Annotated in this window: 13 protein-coding genes; 8 read left to right on the forward strand and 5 right to left on the reverse strand. The window is 48.6% G+C overall.

Annotation, left to right across the window (positions count from 1 at the left end):
* Window positions 1-8: 8 nt before the first annotated feature.
* Window positions 9-1,367 carry an amidohydrolase family protein gene (locus LZD49_RS01015; RefSeq protein ID WP_234665446.1) on the forward strand — a complete coding sequence of 453 codons (1,359 nt, stop codon included), beginning with the start codon at window positions 9-11 and terminating at the stop codon, window positions 1,365-1,367.
* Between the two features lie 2 nt (window positions 1,368-1,369).
* Here LZD49_RS01015 and LZD49_RS01020 read toward each other — a convergent pair whose 3' ends face one another.
* Entirely contained in the window at window positions 1,370-2,119 is a 750-nt protein-coding gene (locus LZD49_RS01020; protein WP_234665447.1) for an SDR family NAD(P)-dependent oxidoreductase, read from the reverse strand.
* Window positions 2,120-2,139: 20 nt separating this feature from the next.
* Window positions 2,140-2,985, reverse strand: coding sequence for an aldo/keto reductase (locus tag LZD49_RS01025; protein WP_234665448.1), 846 nt, complete (start codon window positions 2,983-2,985; stop codon window positions 2,140-2,142).
* Between the two features lie 187 nt (window positions 2,986-3,172).
* On the opposite strand from LZD49_RS01025, the gene LZD49_RS01030 reads away from it, so the two are divergent.
* On the forward strand, window positions 3,173-3,415 hold the full coding sequence (locus LZD49_RS01030; RefSeq protein WP_234665449.1) for a transcriptional regulator: 243 nt from the start codon (window positions 3,173-3,175) through the stop codon (window positions 3,413-3,415).
* A gap of 3 nt (window positions 3,416-3,418) precedes the next feature.
* On the opposite strand, the gene LZD49_RS01035 is transcribed toward LZD49_RS01030, so the two are convergent.
* Entirely contained in the window at window positions 3,419-5,545 is a 2,127-nt protein-coding gene (locus LZD49_RS01035) for a type IA DNA topoisomerase (protein ID WP_234665450.1), read from the reverse strand.
* Window positions 5,546-6,135: 590 nt separating this feature from the next.
* On the opposite strand from LZD49_RS01035, the gene LZD49_RS01040 reads away from it, so the two are divergent.
* Complete coding sequence (locus LZD49_RS01040) at window positions 6,136-6,393, forward strand: hypothetical protein (protein WP_234665451.1); 258 nt, start codon at window positions 6,136-6,138, stop codon at window positions 6,391-6,393.
* A gap of 131 nt (window positions 6,394-6,524) precedes the next feature.
* On the forward strand, window positions 6,525-7,481 hold the full coding sequence (locus tag LZD49_RS01045; protein WP_234665452.1) for a Fic family protein: 957 nt from the start codon (window positions 6,525-6,527) through the stop codon (window positions 7,479-7,481).
* A gap of 76 nt (window positions 7,482-7,557) precedes the next feature.
* On the opposite strand, the gene LZD49_RS01050 is transcribed toward LZD49_RS01045, so the two are convergent.
* Complete coding sequence (locus LZD49_RS01050; protein WP_234665453.1) at window positions 7,558-11,196, reverse strand: BamA/TamA family outer membrane protein; 3,639 nt, start codon at window positions 11,194-11,196, stop codon at window positions 7,558-7,560.
* A gap of 186 nt (window positions 11,197-11,382) precedes the next feature.
* Here LZD49_RS01050 and LZD49_RS01055 point away from each other — a divergent pair, with 186 nt between their 5' ends.
* From LZD49_RS01055 to LZD49_RS01070, 4 genes are all read left to right on the forward strand, one after another.
* A complete protein-coding gene (locus LZD49_RS01055) occupies window positions 11,383-12,102 on the forward strand; it encodes a response regulator transcription factor (RefSeq protein WP_409021289.1) in 720 nt (239 codons plus the stop codon).
* Complete coding sequence (locus tag LZD49_RS01060) at window positions 12,086-13,447, forward strand: HAMP domain-containing sensor histidine kinase (RefSeq protein ID WP_234665454.1); 1,362 nt, start codon at window positions 12,086-12,088, stop codon at window positions 13,445-13,447. Before LZD49_RS01055 ends, LZD49_RS01060 begins: the two co-directional genes overlap by 17 nt.
* Before the next feature lie 150 nt (window positions 13,448-13,597).
* Window positions 13,598-14,059, forward strand: a complete 462-nt coding sequence (locus tag LZD49_RS01065; protein ID WP_234665455.1) for a hypothetical protein — start codon at window positions 13,598-13,600, stop codon at window positions 14,057-14,059.
* A 50-nt stretch (window positions 14,060-14,109) separates the two neighbouring features.
* Window positions 14,110-15,018 (forward strand): bestrophin family protein, encoded by a 909-nt coding sequence (locus tag LZD49_RS01070; RefSeq protein ID WP_234665456.1) that lies wholly within the window; start codon window positions 14,110-14,112, stop codon window positions 15,016-15,018.
* A 170-nt stretch (window positions 15,019-15,188) separates the two neighbouring features.
* Here the strand turns inward: LZD49_RS01070 and LZD49_RS01075 are convergent, their stop codons facing one another.
* Window positions 15,189-16,076: a hypothetical protein gene (locus tag LZD49_RS01075; protein WP_234665457.1), complete on the reverse strand. Its 888-nt coding sequence runs from the start codon at window positions 16,074-16,076 to the stop codon at window positions 15,189-15,191.
* Window positions 16,077-16,171: the final 95 nt, after the last annotated feature.

The following is a 16,171-nucleotide window of genomic DNA, read 5'->3' on the forward strand; positions in this document are numbered from 1 at the left end:
TCACAGCTATGATACGCAGACTGATTTTCATTTTCGGATTAATGAGTGCCCAGGCTGGCTTCGCGCAAGGGCCTGTAAGTAATGTCGATCGTGATATTGTCTTCAAATCGGTAAACATCATCCCGATGGACCGTGAGACGGTGTTGAAGGACCAGACGGTGGTGGTCAGGAACGGTAAAATTGTTTCGATAGGAGCTAACGCCAAATCCGGCAGCAATGCACTGGTGGTCGATGCCAAAGGCAAGTATCTCGTACCTGGCTGGTCGGAAATGCATGCCCATGTGCCGGCGATTGACGACTTCGGGCCGATGAAGGATGTGCTGACGCTCTATCTCGCCAACGGCATCACCACGATCCGCGGCATGCTCGGCAATGCCAAGCATCTGGAACTCCGAGAAAAAGTGCTGAGCGGGGAAGTGCTGGGACCGAATTTTTACACGACCGGGCCGGCATTTAGCGGACAAACCGTAAAAACCGCAGCCCGCGGTATTGAAATGGTGAAAGAGGAAAAAGCAGCAGGTTACGATTATCTGAAACTGCTTCCGGGATTAACCAAAGAAACGTTTCCTGGCATTGCCAAAACTTCGAAAGAACTCGGTATCGGCATGGTTGGCCACGTTTCATTCGCCGTTGGCGTTTGGGCGGCTATCGATGCAGGTTATTCTTCCATTGACCATCTCGACGGATTTGTGGAAGCCATCGTGCCTGGCACCGATACGCTTGCCGAGCAGGAAACCGGTCTTTTTGGCAACGGGATCGCCTATGCCGCCGATACGGCGCGTATTCCGAAGCTGATCAGAAGTTTAAGAGACAAAAACATACGGGTAGTGCCGACACAAGCCATTGCCGAGCGCTGGCTGTCGCCATTACCGGCTTCGGCTTATGAGAATGATCCGGAATTGAAATACGTGACTGCCGATGAAAAGAAAAACTGGCTGAATGCGAAAAGCAGTTATGTCAACAATCCCAAATTCAACAGGGAGCGGGCGGAAGCATTTGTGAATATCCGCCGGAAATTGATCCTGGCCTGCCAGAAGGGCGGCGTGCAGCTGATGCTCGGCTGCGATGCGCCGCAGGTGTTAAATGTACCTGGTTTTGCAATACACCATGAATTAAAGTACCTCGTAGACGCTGGTCTGACGCCCTATGAGGCATTGAAAACCGGGACGGTGAATGTCGCCAGTTATTTGGATAAAAAGGATTCAGGCACGATCAAAGCGGGTAATGTTTCCGATCTGGTGTTGCTTTCGGCTAATCCATTGGAAAACATTGGTAACACCAAAACCATCGAAGGTGTGATGATCGGGACTAAATGGCTTCCTAAATCCTTTCTCGACAGTGAGCTCAAAAAGATAGAAAAACAGTAAATCTATTCTTCATATATCATTTTGCGTGTCATACCGCCGTCGATGATCAGATTGGCGCCGGTGATGAAATCATTCTCCGGATCTGTAAGGTACAGACATGCACGTGCAATGTCGTCGGGTTTTCCGACGCGGCCGGAGGGATGCTGGGCGTGATCTGAGGCTTTCAATTTGCTGTAATCGCCGGTTTCAATCCATCCTGGACTGATCGCATTGACGGTAATGTGATCGGGGCCCAATGAGATCGCCAGTGCGTGCGTCAATGCCAGTATTCCGCCTTTTGAAGCGGCATAGGCCTCGGTATTTGGTTCCGACATCAATGCACGTGTAGAAGCGATATTTACAATTGATCCTTTACCCTGGGCACGCATGACCCTCGCGGCCTCGCGTGCACACAGGAACGTGCCGCGCAGATTTGTGTTAAGCACATAGTCCCAATCGTCTAGCGTCAGCTCATAAGGCGATTTCGTTCGTCCCAGCCCCGCGTTGTTGATCAGCACGTCGATCCGTCCCAGCGCCTGCTGGTCTTCTTCAAAACCGGTAACGATCTCATGGGGATTGGTTAGATCAATCACACGCGAAATGGCTTTGAGGCCTTCTTTTTCCAATGCTATCCTGATCGTCTCGAGCCCGGTTGGGTCGCGGTCCCACAGCGCAACGGTAGCGCCCTGTCGCGCATAGTGGGTAGCAATGACGCTACCGATGCCGTTTCCGGCACCGGTGACGATCACTGTTTTGTTTTGGTAGCTTTGCATTTAGGCGAATTTTAAGTCGGTTAAGACAATGCATTAAAGTCTTCGTCGGACAGAGAAATACTACCTCCCTGCAAGTTCTCTTCAAGATGTTCCAGCGAGCTGGTACCCGGAATGAGCAGGATGTTCGGAGAGCGTTTCAGCAGCCAGGCCAATGCGATCTGTGCCGTGTTTGCATGATGTTTCTCCGCGATGCCGGAAATTTTGTTTTTAAGCTTTTCCGGACCTGATGCCAATGGATACCAGGGAATAAATGCCATTCCTCGCTCTACCGTGTAATCGAGTACATTTTCCCATTGCCGGTTACCCAGGTTATAAAGATTTTGAACCGAAACGATCGGTATTGTTTTCTCGGCCTGTTTAATTTGATCAACATCGACCTCCGATAACCCTACGTGCCGGATCTTGCCTGCTTTCACGGCATCCAGCACCGGTCCGAGTGTTTCTTCAACGGCATAGCGCGAATCTACGCGATGAAGTTGCCAGAGATCAATCACATCCTTCTTCAGCCTTTTGAGGCTTCCTTCGATTGCCTGCCTGATATGGTCGGGATGGCCGTTGACTCGCCACTGATTGGGGCCGGTTCGTTCAAAGCCGCCTTTGGTGGCGATCAGTAGCTGGTTTGGGTAAGGGTGGAGCGCATCGGCAATGAGCGTCTCGTTTGTGTGGGGGCCATAGGAATCGGCGGTGTCGATAAAATTGACGCCCGCGTCGACGGCAGCGCGAAGCACTTTTTTTGCATTCTCACGGTCGGGGGCGTCACCCCATACGCCTGAGCCCGTGAGTTGCATGCCTCCGTAGCCCAACCGGTTGATCTCGATGTCGCCGCCGATTTTGAATGTGCCGTCTTGTTGATGATAGTTATTCATTGGTTTGATTGTTAAAGGTTGTTTGGGTAAAACTGCTGAATAGCGGTTTTCATTCATTAAAACAGGGTTGTATTTACTCACTTTTAGCAAAGCAAATGTCAGGCCAATAGCATTTTTCACAGGAAGCGAGGGAGAAAGGTTGGCACGGTTTTGTTCTTTTCCCGGGCAAACCAAACATCATCAACAAATGGAAACGACAGTATTTGAATCCCGGGCCAAAGAATTGGTCGAGGATATTAAGGCAATAGTAAAAGTAAAAGGAATTAATCTGGAAGAGGAACTTGAAAAGGCCGGAGTTTCCCGAAATTCGTCTGACAGGATCCTGAGACAGGGCGCTATGCCGACCCTTTCGGAGTTCCTGGCGCTCTGCCAGATATCCGGGCTAACATTTCATTTACCTTATGTGGAAACCACCAACAGCCCGATGTAGCGATTACCCGACTTCAAAATTGAAGTCGCCGTTCATTACCAGACGTGCGTCGATGAGGTCGGGGCTACCGGGGATTTGAAGTCCTTTGATTTTCAGTGTCTTGCCTTTGCTTAGCAGATCGAATACGTGTTTATCCGTTAGTTTTTTGCCTAAAAACTCAAATGGAATCTTGAAGCCGCAAACCTGAAAGTTGCTGCACCCGTAGGCAGTTTTTCCTTTCTTTAACAAGTGCTCCTTGCATTTGGGGCAGTGAAGGGATTCGATCGTAACCTCTTCCTTCGGTTCGCACGGTTTGCGCTCTTTTTTTGGCTTTTCACCCTTTTCCACGACAACGGGAACCTCCTCGATGATGGTAATGGACCTTGCACGTTCATTCTTGACCTCATGCGTGAGTTTTACCACCATTTCAATCAATTCCTGCTTGAAGGTATCCATCGCATACTCCCCTTTTTCAATCAGGCGAAGCTTGCGTTCCCAATGCCCCGTGAGTTCTGCGCTTTTGAGAAGCTCATTCTGGATCGTATCGATGAGATCGATCCCGGTTTGCGTGGCGTGGACGTTCTTTTTCTTCTTTTCGATGTACTTACGTTTGAATAGTGTTTCGATGATATTAGCACGCGTCGACGGGCGGCCGATGCCGTTATCTTTCATCAATTCACGCACTTCCTCGTCTTCGACCTGCTTTCCGGCCGTTTCCATCGCCCGGAGCAACGTTGCTTCGGTGTAGGCCTTTGGCGGCGAGGTTTTACCATGATGAACGCGCGGTACGTGCGGCCCGCGTTCACCTACTTCGAATATCGGCATTACTTTTTCCTCTTCGCCCTCTTTTTTGGAATCCTTTTCATTTATATACAGCTCCCGCCAGCCCAGTTCGAGGATTTGCTTGCCCGTCGCTTTAAATTCCACCTGCCCTACCATCCCCAGAACGGTGGTGTTAGAAACCTTACATTCAGGGTAGAAAACGGCAATGAAGCGGCGTGTGATCAAATCGTAAATGCGTTTCTCGTCCTGACTGATATGACCTGGCAGTACGCCGGTCGGGATGATGGCGTGGTGGTCGGTTACCTTCTTGTCGTCGAAAACGTTTTTGGACTTCGGAATGGGCAAATTAGCCAGCAGCGGCATTGTATACTGACTGTAATAAGTGAGTTCGCGGAGAATTCCTTCGACTTTCGGATGCAAATCTTCTGAAAGATAAGTGGTGTCAACACGTGGGTAAGTAACAAACTTCTTTTCATAGAGGTTTTGAACGTGTTTTAAAGTGTCCTCCGCCGAATACCCATATTTTTTGTTGGCTTCTACTTGTAATGAAGTAAGATCAAAAAGCCGCGGATTGCCTTCTTTTCCTTCCTTTTTTTCAAACGCGGTTACTTCAAAATCGTGCTGTTGCAAATAGTCCAGGCCTTTATTGGCTTTTTCCACATTTTTGATTCGGTCAATCGTCGCCGTAAACTCCGTTTCGCGATAGATAGTTTTAAGCTCCCAATACTCTTCGGAGACGAATGCGTCGATCTCCTTTTGCCGCTGGACGATGAGCGCGAGGGTAGGGGTTTGTACCCTGCCGATGGACAGCACTGCTTTTCCTCCACCGAATTTTTTGGTAAAGAGCCGCGTGGCATTCATTCCCAGCAACCAATCGCCAATCGCCCGTGCGCTCCCGGCCGCATATAAATTGTCGTATTGGCTCCCTTCCCGCAGTTTATCGAACCCTTCGCGGATGGCCTGCTCGGTGAGGGATGAAATCCATAGCCTTTTTACAGGTGCAGTACATTTGGCTTTCAACAGCACCCATCGCTGTATCAGCTCACCTTCCTGGCCGGCATCACCGCAGTTGATCACTTCTTCGCAGTCACGCACCAGCGTTTCAATTATCCCGAATTGCCTTAATGCACCCTCGTTGTCGATAAGCTTGATCCCAAAACTCGATGGGATCATAGGCAGGTCTTCCAGCCGCCATGATTTCCACCGCTCGGTGTAGTCATGCGGCTCTTTCAATGTGCAGAAGTGGCCGAATGTCCAGGTTACCTGATAGCCATTGCCTTCAAAATAGCCATCGCGGCGCTGGCTGGCGCCGATAACAGTCGCAATATCCCTGGCTACGCTGGGCTTTTCCGCAATGCAAACTTTCATACGCTCTCCTGAGCCGGTCCGTCGATTTTGTGGCCGGCGTATCTGGTTCTCTCCTTTTGGAGGGGTGCAAAGATGGGCAATTTCGGCCAGACTTTCTTTGCGAAATCCGTGCGAAGTGTTCCCTTAAAGACCGCAGCGGACCTGTGAAACCGGTAAATTCCGACCGAATAATCAATCCCGGAAAAATATTTTAAAATTTTTTTGAAAAAATTTCGCGCTTTTAGGCATTTACGGGCCGATTCTTCCGTGAATTTGGGTGTTGGTATAATACACTCCAAATATTATTTGGCCTTGTGACGCATATGTGAAATAAATCGGCAGTGTTTAATATCGCTTAATAATAAGGTAATACTTCCGTCAGGCGTGGCAAAATCTTATGGGGTGACTTTTTTGAAAAATCAGCGGCTTTAAAATTTCAAATCTTTGAATAGTTATATATATTGAATTTAATAAACGGCTTTTTATGGCCTCTGACGAGATTGTGTTGTAATGTTGTCCAATTCGTTGAACGTTTGTTTTCAGATTATTGTATTATATTTGTACTCGAAACACGAAAGAGAACACAAGAAAAACTTAAAACACTATTTCCAATGAAAAATGCAAAAAATCTGTTGGCCATCGCTTTGGTAGCTTTGACTAGCGCTGCTTATGCAAATGTTAACTCTACATATACAGTTGAAGAAAAAATCAAAGTTGCAGTTGTAAGCAACGCGTTGCCGGCATCGGCTCCTGCAATCGAAACACCTGCTCCGCAAAAAGAGAAGCTTGCCAATGACACCAATAACCATAGCGCGGCTCAAAAAGCTGCTATCGTGGACCTCCAATTGAAAAGTGTAACTATGAAGTAAGTAATTGAACCTGAATGGGTTCGGTTAAGATTGATTGATGGTTTAAAAAGGGAGAAGTTTTTCTCCCTTTTTTTTGTTGCTAAGGCTTAATATCGGATAGGATTAAAAATCAAATAAGCCGATATTTGTGAATGTTTGACATTGATCTCACCGACATGGATTATCTGCGGTCTGTTTTTGACAGGCTGTATGAAAAACGTGAACAGATTAAAGCTAGCCGCCCCATTCCTGCTTCCGCTTTGGCGAAAATCAGGGATGGGCTTGCTTTGGAATGGACCTATAACAGTAATGGCATTGAGGGGAATACGCTGAATTTGCGTGAAACGCAGCTTGTGTTGCAGGAGGGGATTACTATTAAAGGGAAGTCGCTGCGGGAGCATTTTGAGGCGCATAATCACGAGAAAGCCATTCAATATCTTTATCGGCTGGTGAGTCCGGAATATGTGATGCGGAGCATCGATTTGTTGTCGCTGCATGGGCTGGTGCTGCGTTCTATCGAGGATGATTTCGCCGGGCGGATACGTGATGCGGGCGTCCGCATTGTGGGTGCGAATTTCACACCGCCGAATGCACGGAAGGTGCCCGATTTGCTGGATGAGCTGATTGCTTTTACCAATGACAATCCTTTGGGATTGAATGATATTTTGTTGGCTACGGTGTTCCATCATAAGTTGGTTTGGATACACCCGTTTTTTGATGGTAATGGCAGGACGGTGCGTTTGGCGATGAATTTACTGCTGATGCGAGCTGGTTTTCCACCGGCTATCATTCTTAAAAACGACCGGAAGAAATACTATGAGGCTTTGAATCAGGCTAATAGCGGTTCTTATAATAAACTGGGTGTCCTGATGGCGCAGGCTTTGGAGCGGAGCTTGAATATTTATTTGAATGCATTGCCAGGATATGGCTACGAATATGAGCCGATTGTGCGGATTGCGGAAGAGCCGGAAGTGCCTTATGGGCAGGAGTACATGAGCCTTCTGGCGCGCCAGGGGAAGATCGATGCCTACAAGGAAGGGAATGTTTGGTATACTACGCGGGAAGCAGTGCAGGAGTACATGCAGAATCGGAAGCGTAAACGATCTTAATAGCTGCGTGCGAAGGGCACCGGCCGGAGGCCTGCGAATAAGGCGCGAACCGGGAGGTTCGCGCTATCGTCTATCATTATTTGAAAAAGCTGCCTATGGAGATCATGAGAAGCAGCGACTCTTCCCTGGATGTTCCTGCGCTGATGTTGAATGCGAATTGTTCACGGAAAGGCGTGATGTAAAACCCGCCGCCGTAGCCCTGGTGCCAGTAGTCGGCATTGTCCGGATCGTTTTTAGCCCAAACTCTTCCTACATCATAAAATGCCCGCACACCCATTTTGAGTGGGATGAATGTGTTTTGGGTTTCGGTAAGCTGCCACCTCAGTTCGGTGTTCAGAAAGCCTTTCGATTCACCGGTAAAGCGGTTGCGCTTGAAACCGCGCAAATCATTGAGCTGGCCGAGGGAAAAGAGTTTGTAAAATGGCAATTTTCCTTTGGCGATACCGCCGCCCAGTCGCAGTCCCAGGGTGAGCGGGTTTTTGTTGTGGGTTGAAAGATATTGTTCCAGTTCCAGTTCTGAAATGGAAGCAAGGTCGTTTTTGGATTGCGAGACATGGCCTGCCTGCTGCGTAAGCTGAATGCGGAACCCACGCTCCGGCAATGCGGTTCGGTCACGGAAATCGAGATTGAGGATACCTTTTGCAAAAATGAGATGCAACTGCTCGACGCCGAAAACATCGGGATGGTCGGCCAGGTAACTGCTGTTTCTTCTGATACCTTCATCGAGCTCGTAGCTGGCCGTAACTTCGATTTTGCTTTGTTTCCAGAATTGGCGCAGCAATCCGGCAGATACTAAAAACGAATTGTACTGCGTGCGATAATAATCGGAATCCAGATCATCGTTTTTGGGCGTGTCGTTTCCAACGCCGAAAAAGAAGTTATAGTTAAGTGGCCTTGAGACGGTTATTTGTGAGATTCCATCCCATTTGCCTGCCAAGTACCTGAATTGGTTGGCATAAGTGAAATCATAATTTCCTTTCACACTTACCGACGCACTGAGCGAATGCTTGGACGCAAAATCGGGCTTGCCGAAGCGCTGGCGTGTGAACGTAACGCCTCCATGAACAGCAAAGCCGACGAAAGGGTTGTAGGTAAGCAATGCGATCGGCAGGTAAGTATTGTATTTGAATGCATTGCGGTCGTATTCATAGAAGCGCCCGTCCGCAGGTTTTATTTCCCTGGCCTCCGTGCCGAGTTGGTGATCCGGATTCCGGTCTTTTTCATAGACCAGCGTTTGTTTGCCACCTTTTGCTACCTCGGATTGATCCGAAACATGATCGTTTCCGTCACCGCTGATAATGCGCACAAGGATGGAACGGTCCGCTTTTCCCTCAACATCAAATACATCGTCGCCCCCCAGGCCATTTAGTCTGATCTCTCTGGTTTCGGCGGGGTCGAAAGTGCGCTGATAGTATATTTTTGAGGAATCGGGTAGGCGGTTCTGTTTGGAAACAGCGTACACACCCACGCGGACTTGTCCATTAGGTTCGCGGGTTATTTTGAAATATTCTGCTTTGTTCGAACCTACCACATCCACTTCCTTTGCCAACAGCGCATAATATTCTGCTGCATATTGTCGCAGGTCGCCGATGCGGATTTTCAATTTCCTTTCAATCACCTGGCCATCCTTGCTGTAAATTTCTTCGGGCATGTTATGCACGGCGGCGGTAATGTCCTTTTCGCTGATGGCGTCCTGGATTTCTTTGGCAGCTCTGACCCAGTCGGCTTTAGTCAGCTCACTGCCTACGAAACGGTCGAGGTGGCGGGCTTGCCACATGAGGCTGCGGAGGCCTTGAATACGCTCGCCGAAGTTTTCGCCGTTAGGGACACCCCATTCACGGTCGGCGAGCCATGGGATAATGCCGTCCCAACGTGAGAAGGCATGGTCACGGTCTCGTGGGATAGGGCGGTAGAGCTCGCCGTCGGCAGTTTTGTAGCCCGCCCACTTCCAATTGTCTTCATGCTTGCTCCAATCACCGATCCAGAGGTCAAACATCCGGGCGCGGGCAAATTCATATTTATCAACCCGGTTATCGTGGTCGTGGTAAAGCTTATTGAAGAGTTTGAAGCTTTTTTCAATGTCTTTGGCCCCGGCGAAGATTTTCGGTTTTTCCAGTTTGTCGGTAGGCCGTTCTTCGAGCATGCCGAAGAGATTGCCATATTTCGTCTCGAACGATCCGAGCTTTTTGTCTTTGGGCAAAACGTAAAGCTCCGGCGTGGCGTGCAGTATACCGATTTTATCGAGCAGCGGCGCTACGGCCATGGCTCCGTAGGGTTGCTGAGTCGAGGTCTGGTCTTTGAGGACCTGGGAAACGACCGTTCCGCGTAGCTCGTAGGCAAGCGCGCGGAAAGGATCTTTGTCAACCGACCGGAAAACGTATTCCTTTCCATTTCCCGCGATGAGTTTGAGTGAGGTTGTTTGGCGGCCACCGCCCTTTCCTCCGATTACCAGGCCACCGAATGTCGTGTCCATATCGAGGTAGGGCACTTTTACAGGCTGCGTCCAGGAATCGCGGTAATGTTTTCCAAACCATTTTTCCTTAAAGCGCCGGCTGCCGTATTCGCTTCCAGCAGCGACTGTCGCCGGATCGGGATGCGGCGCTTCCATTTTTTCGGAGGGTTTGATCACCGGGTTGCAGGGCTGAAAAAGCGTATTCATAAGGCTTCCCGCATTGGTTTGGCAAGCCGATGCGAAAAGCTGGCCATTTTCTTTTTTTACCAGTTGGTTTCCTTCAATATTCCATTGCTGGTAGCGGATTTCTCCATTATCCGAATAAATAATTTCAACTAAACCAGCCGAGGATGACGTTAACGTAGCCTTTTTGCTCCGCGCCACATATCTGCCATCTGCAATGCTGCCGCTGTTGATGAAATAGTTATTGTCCTTGCGCACGATGGATTGGTTGTTTTCATGGCCGGAAGCGAGGATCATGGAACCGTAGTCCTGCAAAACCCCACTTAGTTTGTAGCGAAACAATCCCAGATTGACATTCGAAATGTCATGGCTTGTGCCGATATTTTGCCGGAAACCGACGATCGCGCTACCTACCAGTGGTGGGGCCAGGTAGGAAACGGCCGAAAAGCGGCCGCCGAAATTTCCCAGCGATTCAATCGGAAAATGAGAAAGGAGTAAAACATTTTTGTCGGAGGTTTCGTCAAGAATCCCTTCCAGTTCTTCTATAAAATTATCGGTATCAGCAATAGTGCAGATGTCGGACGATGGTTTTGGCTTTTCATATGGATGGTTCCACCATTGCGAATTGATGACTACCACTTCCAGCGTAGGAAACGACACCGTCCACGGCCCGGGGCAGCCGTGGCCAAAAAATAGCTGGAATCGGGCATGTTTTTCCTGATCCAGGGCTTTTTCCAAAGCGAGTACCCGTTTCCAGCCATCTTTGCCGGAGTCGAGCCAATCGCGGTCGCCCTGGTTCATGATGATATGCAGCTCGGGATTGCGTTCGAGCAGTTCATTTGCCTTTTTCTTCCATTCGGTGACCTGTTCAATGGTCATCTGTTCGGGAAATGAGTCACCATTAAATACCCACAGCAGCGGACCTGGTTTCGTAGTAAGGTAATTTTCAATAATTGGAAAAATATCCGCCGCGTTTTCAAATTCGGCGGTGTTGCCGGTGAGGATTACTTTAAACTCGGCGGCATACACACTGAAAGCGGCCAAGAGAAGCAATGCTACGGACACGGAGAGACGTTGCATGCAGATTTTGAGGTAGTTCTGGGTCCGTGGTAAAAGTGTATTCAAAGCTTTGGGACGTTGCGGGTTAAATTATTTACAATTTAGAAGGATTACCTGCGATTTGGAATGGCCTAACCAACGTAAATGTTGGAAAAATACATTGCCAGCCGGTTTTTTCATACCTTACAGGATCAAAATAAGATTGCAATGCCGTTTTCTAAGCTCCCTATGAAGATTTTGCTCATCGAAGATGAGCCAAACGTATTATCCCTCATCCAGCGCAGTCTCGCCGCCAATGGCCATGAAATAACGATCGCCATGGATGGCCAGTCGGGTCTGCAAATGGTCTTGCAACATCAATTCGACGTCATTATTCTCGATCTCATGATCCCGGTCATGAACGGGATGGAGGTATGCCGTCGTGCCCGCACCGCGCAGATAACAACGCCGATATTGATGCTCACGGCACTGGGAACGACTGAGAATATCGTGTCCGGCCTCGATGCCGGTGCGGACGATTATATGACCAAACCTTTCAAGCTTGCGGAGCTCGAAGCGAGGCTGCGGACGCTGGTCCGAAGGGGTAAAGAGCCGGAAAAGGAAAAAAATGATAAAGTTCTGATCTTAGGAGACCTTGTACTCGATAAAGTAACGAAGACCGTCAAACGCGGCGGGCAGCCTATTGAGCTCACGGCGACGGAATTCCGCCTGTTGGAATATCTTCTATCGAACACCAATCGCGTTTTAAACAGGATGGAAATCCTTGAAAATGTGTGGGATATTAATTTTAATCTTGGTACAAATGTGGTGGATGTTTACATTAACTATCTCCGTAAGAAAATCGATAAAAACTACGATATCAAGCTGATACACACTGTTTTCGGTATGGGTTATGTGGTCCGTCAGTCGTATGAAGATACAAAGTAAGATAGCGCTGATATTCACGGCACTTTCGGCGGGAATCATCCTGGCATTGAGCATATTTGTGTACTTTTTTGCCTCCGAAAGTATCTCCGCAAGCTTTTTCCACCGGCTTGAAGTCCGCTCCGACATTGTCGGCCATGCCGCTTTGCAGCAAAACAAATCGCTGAGCTCCATTTACTACGACATCAAGGAGCGGCATCTTGGCAGCCTTCCTTATGAAAAACACCGCATCCTGCCCGACCCACAGGACGAAGCGACAAGGAAGCGGCTATCCCTGCCCTCATCGTTTTTTGAAAAGCCGCAAGGCGATATTCCCGCGCGTTTTTTCAATCACGATACATCTTATGTGGTGTTACGGATTGCCCGCAATAACCAGAAGATCCTGGTCGTGTCGTCGGCGCTGGATTCTTATGGGATGCAGGAAATGGCCAACCTGAAAAACCTGCTGACCATCGGGTTCCTTATCGCCATGATTTTTGTGTTTACGCTCGGGAAGCTGTTTTCCAGCGAAATTTTCAAGCCGATCCGCCGCATTATCAGGAATGTAAAAGGGATTAATGCGCACAATCTGCACCAGCGGCTGGTGGTAGATCCCACGGACGATGACGTGGAAGCGCTTTCACAGACCTTCAACGACATGCTCGACAGGCTGGAAGTTACTTTCGAAATGCAGAACAACTTTGTGAGCAATGCATCCCACGAATTCAGGACGCCGCTGACGGTCGTGAGCGGTGAAGCAGAGCTCGGCATGGCGATGCCGGGATTACCTGAGGGTGCGAAAGAGTCTTTTTTTAATATTTATAAAGAGGTTGAGAAGCTCGAACACCTGACCACCAGTATGCTTAGCCTCGCGCAGACGGGTTTTGATGGAAAGAAGGAAAACTGGGAGGAGGTGCGCATCGATGAGCTGATTCTTTCCGTAAAAGAGGCAGCCGACCGCATTATTCCCGACAACAAGGTGACGATCGATTTCAATCACCTGCCCGAAGACGAATGCAAGCTCACCGTGTTCGGAAACCTTGCCTTACTGAAAGCGGCATTTTCCAATATTGTTCTCAACAGTTGCAAATATTCAGACAACCAGCCCGTGCGCATCAAGATCACCGCGGACGACAAATACGTGATTGTGGAGATCACCGACCAGGGTATTGGTATTCCCGATCGCGAAATCGGGCAGATCTTTGTGCCTTTTTTCAGGGCTTCCAACACATCCAGATACAAAGGCTACGGAATCGGCTTGCCGCTCACGCACAATATCATCCGGATGCACCAGGGGAAAGTTGAGGTACATAGCCGTGTGGAAGAAGGAACAAGGTTCATAACCTACCTGCCATTCAAGTATTTCTGATATTCTCATCCCATTTTAATATTCTCATTTTATTCTAATAAATCTCTCACTGTATTATAATGTGGCTCTTAATCAGGGCTAATGTCTGCGCCGTAACATTGCATTACCAATTGAATATCAATGTTTTGTTAACTTAAAAGACAACATTATATGAGAACAGTAGTGATACCTACGGACTTCACAAATGAGGGTGTCCAGATTGCCGAGGCCATTGTACGTGACATTCAGGACGAAGTGCGGGTGGTGTTTACCCACCTCTTCCACGTCGCCGACGATATTCAGGATTTGCTTTTCTCGACATACCGTGAAAAGGAATATGAGCTTGTTCCGGAAGAGTTCTGGCATGAATGCAGAATGTTGAAAGACACTTACCCCGATCAACTGGCCAGTATCAAGATCGACTTCTTCTACGGCAATAAACTGGCGTTGCTGAAAAATTTTCTGGAATACTATGAAACCGATTTTATTGTGTATTCCGAGCAGTACGGTATTCCAAAACTGACTAAAAGTAGTCTGGATGCATTGCCTGTGCTGAAAAAGACGGGCATTACGATGATCAACGCGGATATGATCCGGGTGTCGTCGCTAGCTGACGTCGCCAGCTATCGCTGAGCGGCTGAATTTATAAACGACATTGTGAAAAAGGTAAAGACCGTTGAATTATGCTTCTCAAAAAGAACATCCCTATCGGATATATTTTCGGTAAAATCAAATACGAAATTCTGTTCGTGACCATTTACGGTATCGCGATCGAGGTGATCTATCAGAACTTTCATATCACCAACATTTCGATCCCCATGACGGTACATAGCGTGCTTGGTACCATCATTTCGCTGCTTCTGGCATTCCGTTCTAACCAGGCCTACGACCGTTGGTGGGAGGCCCGCATTATCTGGGGCGCCATCGTAAATGATTCGCGGACATTCGCGCGGCAGATCCTTTCCTTAGTAGAAGACCCGTTGGAACCCGAGCGTATCGACGGCTTTAAAAAACGGATGATCAAACGCCAGATCGCCTGGTGTTATGCCTTGGGTAAAGGCTTGCGCAAAGACGATCCGATGCCAATGATCAGCAAATTCGTTTCCGAAGATGAAGTGGAATATTTGAAGGATTACGACAACAAGCACGTGGGTATCATCCAGTTGCACGCCCGTGATCTGAACAATGCCTTGAAACAAGGTTGGGTAAATCCTTACCAGCAGGTGGAGCTCGATCAGACATTGACGCGCTTATGCGATCACATGGGTAAGTCGGAGCGGATCAAGAACACGGTATTCCCGGCGACTTACAGCCTGTATATTCATCTGGCGTTACACTTCTTCATCCTGTTGCTCCCATTTGGTTTGGTACAACTATTCGGGTTCCTGATGGTGCCTGTGCTCGTAGTGATCACCGCATGTTTCTTCCTGATTGAAAAGATGGCAATCCATCTGCAGGATCCATTTGAAAACAAACCTACCGACACGCCTGTGCTGTCGATCTCGCGAAATATCGAGCGCGATTTAAAACAAATGATGAAGGACCAGCACGTGCCGCAGGTCTTCCAGCCCGAAACGTTCTATATTTTGTGATCGTACGAAGCTACCGTTGTGATCGTACGAAGCTCCCGCTTCGCACCACTTATTCGCAGGCCTCCGGCCGGTCAATACCGAGAAGCGATCTTCGTACGTACTAGCCGGCCGGAGGCCTGCGAATCGTTTGCACGAAGCCTGAGCTTCGAGCCAGCGGCGCTGCGGCGCCGCTATTTTTGTTTCATGCCGTTTTGAATATCAACCAGAATGTTATGGTCATCCCTGACCCAGTTGCCGCTTTCGTACCTTTTATGTTTTCCGGTAAAAAGGTAGTCCTCGAACATATCATAAGCTTTATGCGCCTCCTTAGCGGAATAAAAGGAGCCTAACCAGTTGGCCGGTATCTTGTCTTTTTTGACGACGCCTACCCCCACATTGTAAAGCTTCACAATGCCTTGTGAAAATTCCATCGAAATGTAGTCCTGTTCACGGATCTGCGCGCTTTTGAGAATGTAAGCCATGTGCGAGAGGTAATTCAGCAGCCTGGCACGGATCTGTGCTTCGTTTTCGGGTGCAGAGGGTTTAACCCGCCACCAATTATTCCCGGCAAAGTAGGGATCATCCTGATACCGCGACAGCTTGCTGCCGTACTCGGTTAGTGAGACACTTTGCTTCGGTGAAAACTCGAAGTTAATTAATCGTAAACCATTGTCGGCAAAAGAGAAGAAAACGCCCACTTCCTCGGTCCTGCGGTTTGAGGTGAGGAAAACGGTGTGTGCCGCGGTATCGAAATCCCATTGGCCTGTCGTGTATTCCCCATTAGTCGCGACCCTGGTAAATGTGCTGTCGGGGAAAAAGGAAATCAGGATATTATGCTTGTCACCGGCCTCATACTGCCGTACGGGCTGGCCATCAGGCTGTACGACACCGTCATTAGTGATGCTCACGCCCGAGATCCGCCATGTACCAAGCATATGGGCTGGCTTGGGTTTGGCAAAATCCTCCATCGATTTGCGTGTAGGTCCTGCAGGTCGTCGCGAACCTGTGCGATAAATGATCCCGTGATGCTGCATCATGGTGATCATCATGAAGAGGATGAATAGTTTAAGGGATGTCATGGCACGGCTGTTGATGCGGTAGTGTTACCCTAAAGTTAGGTATTAATGTTGAAATCCAAGTGAAGTAAACCGGGAGATACTTGAAAATTTGAGTA

The organism is Dyadobacter sp. CY261, assembly GCF_021440085.1.
GTDB lineage: Bacteria > Bacteroidota > Bacteroidia > Cytophagales > Spirosomataceae > Dyadobacter.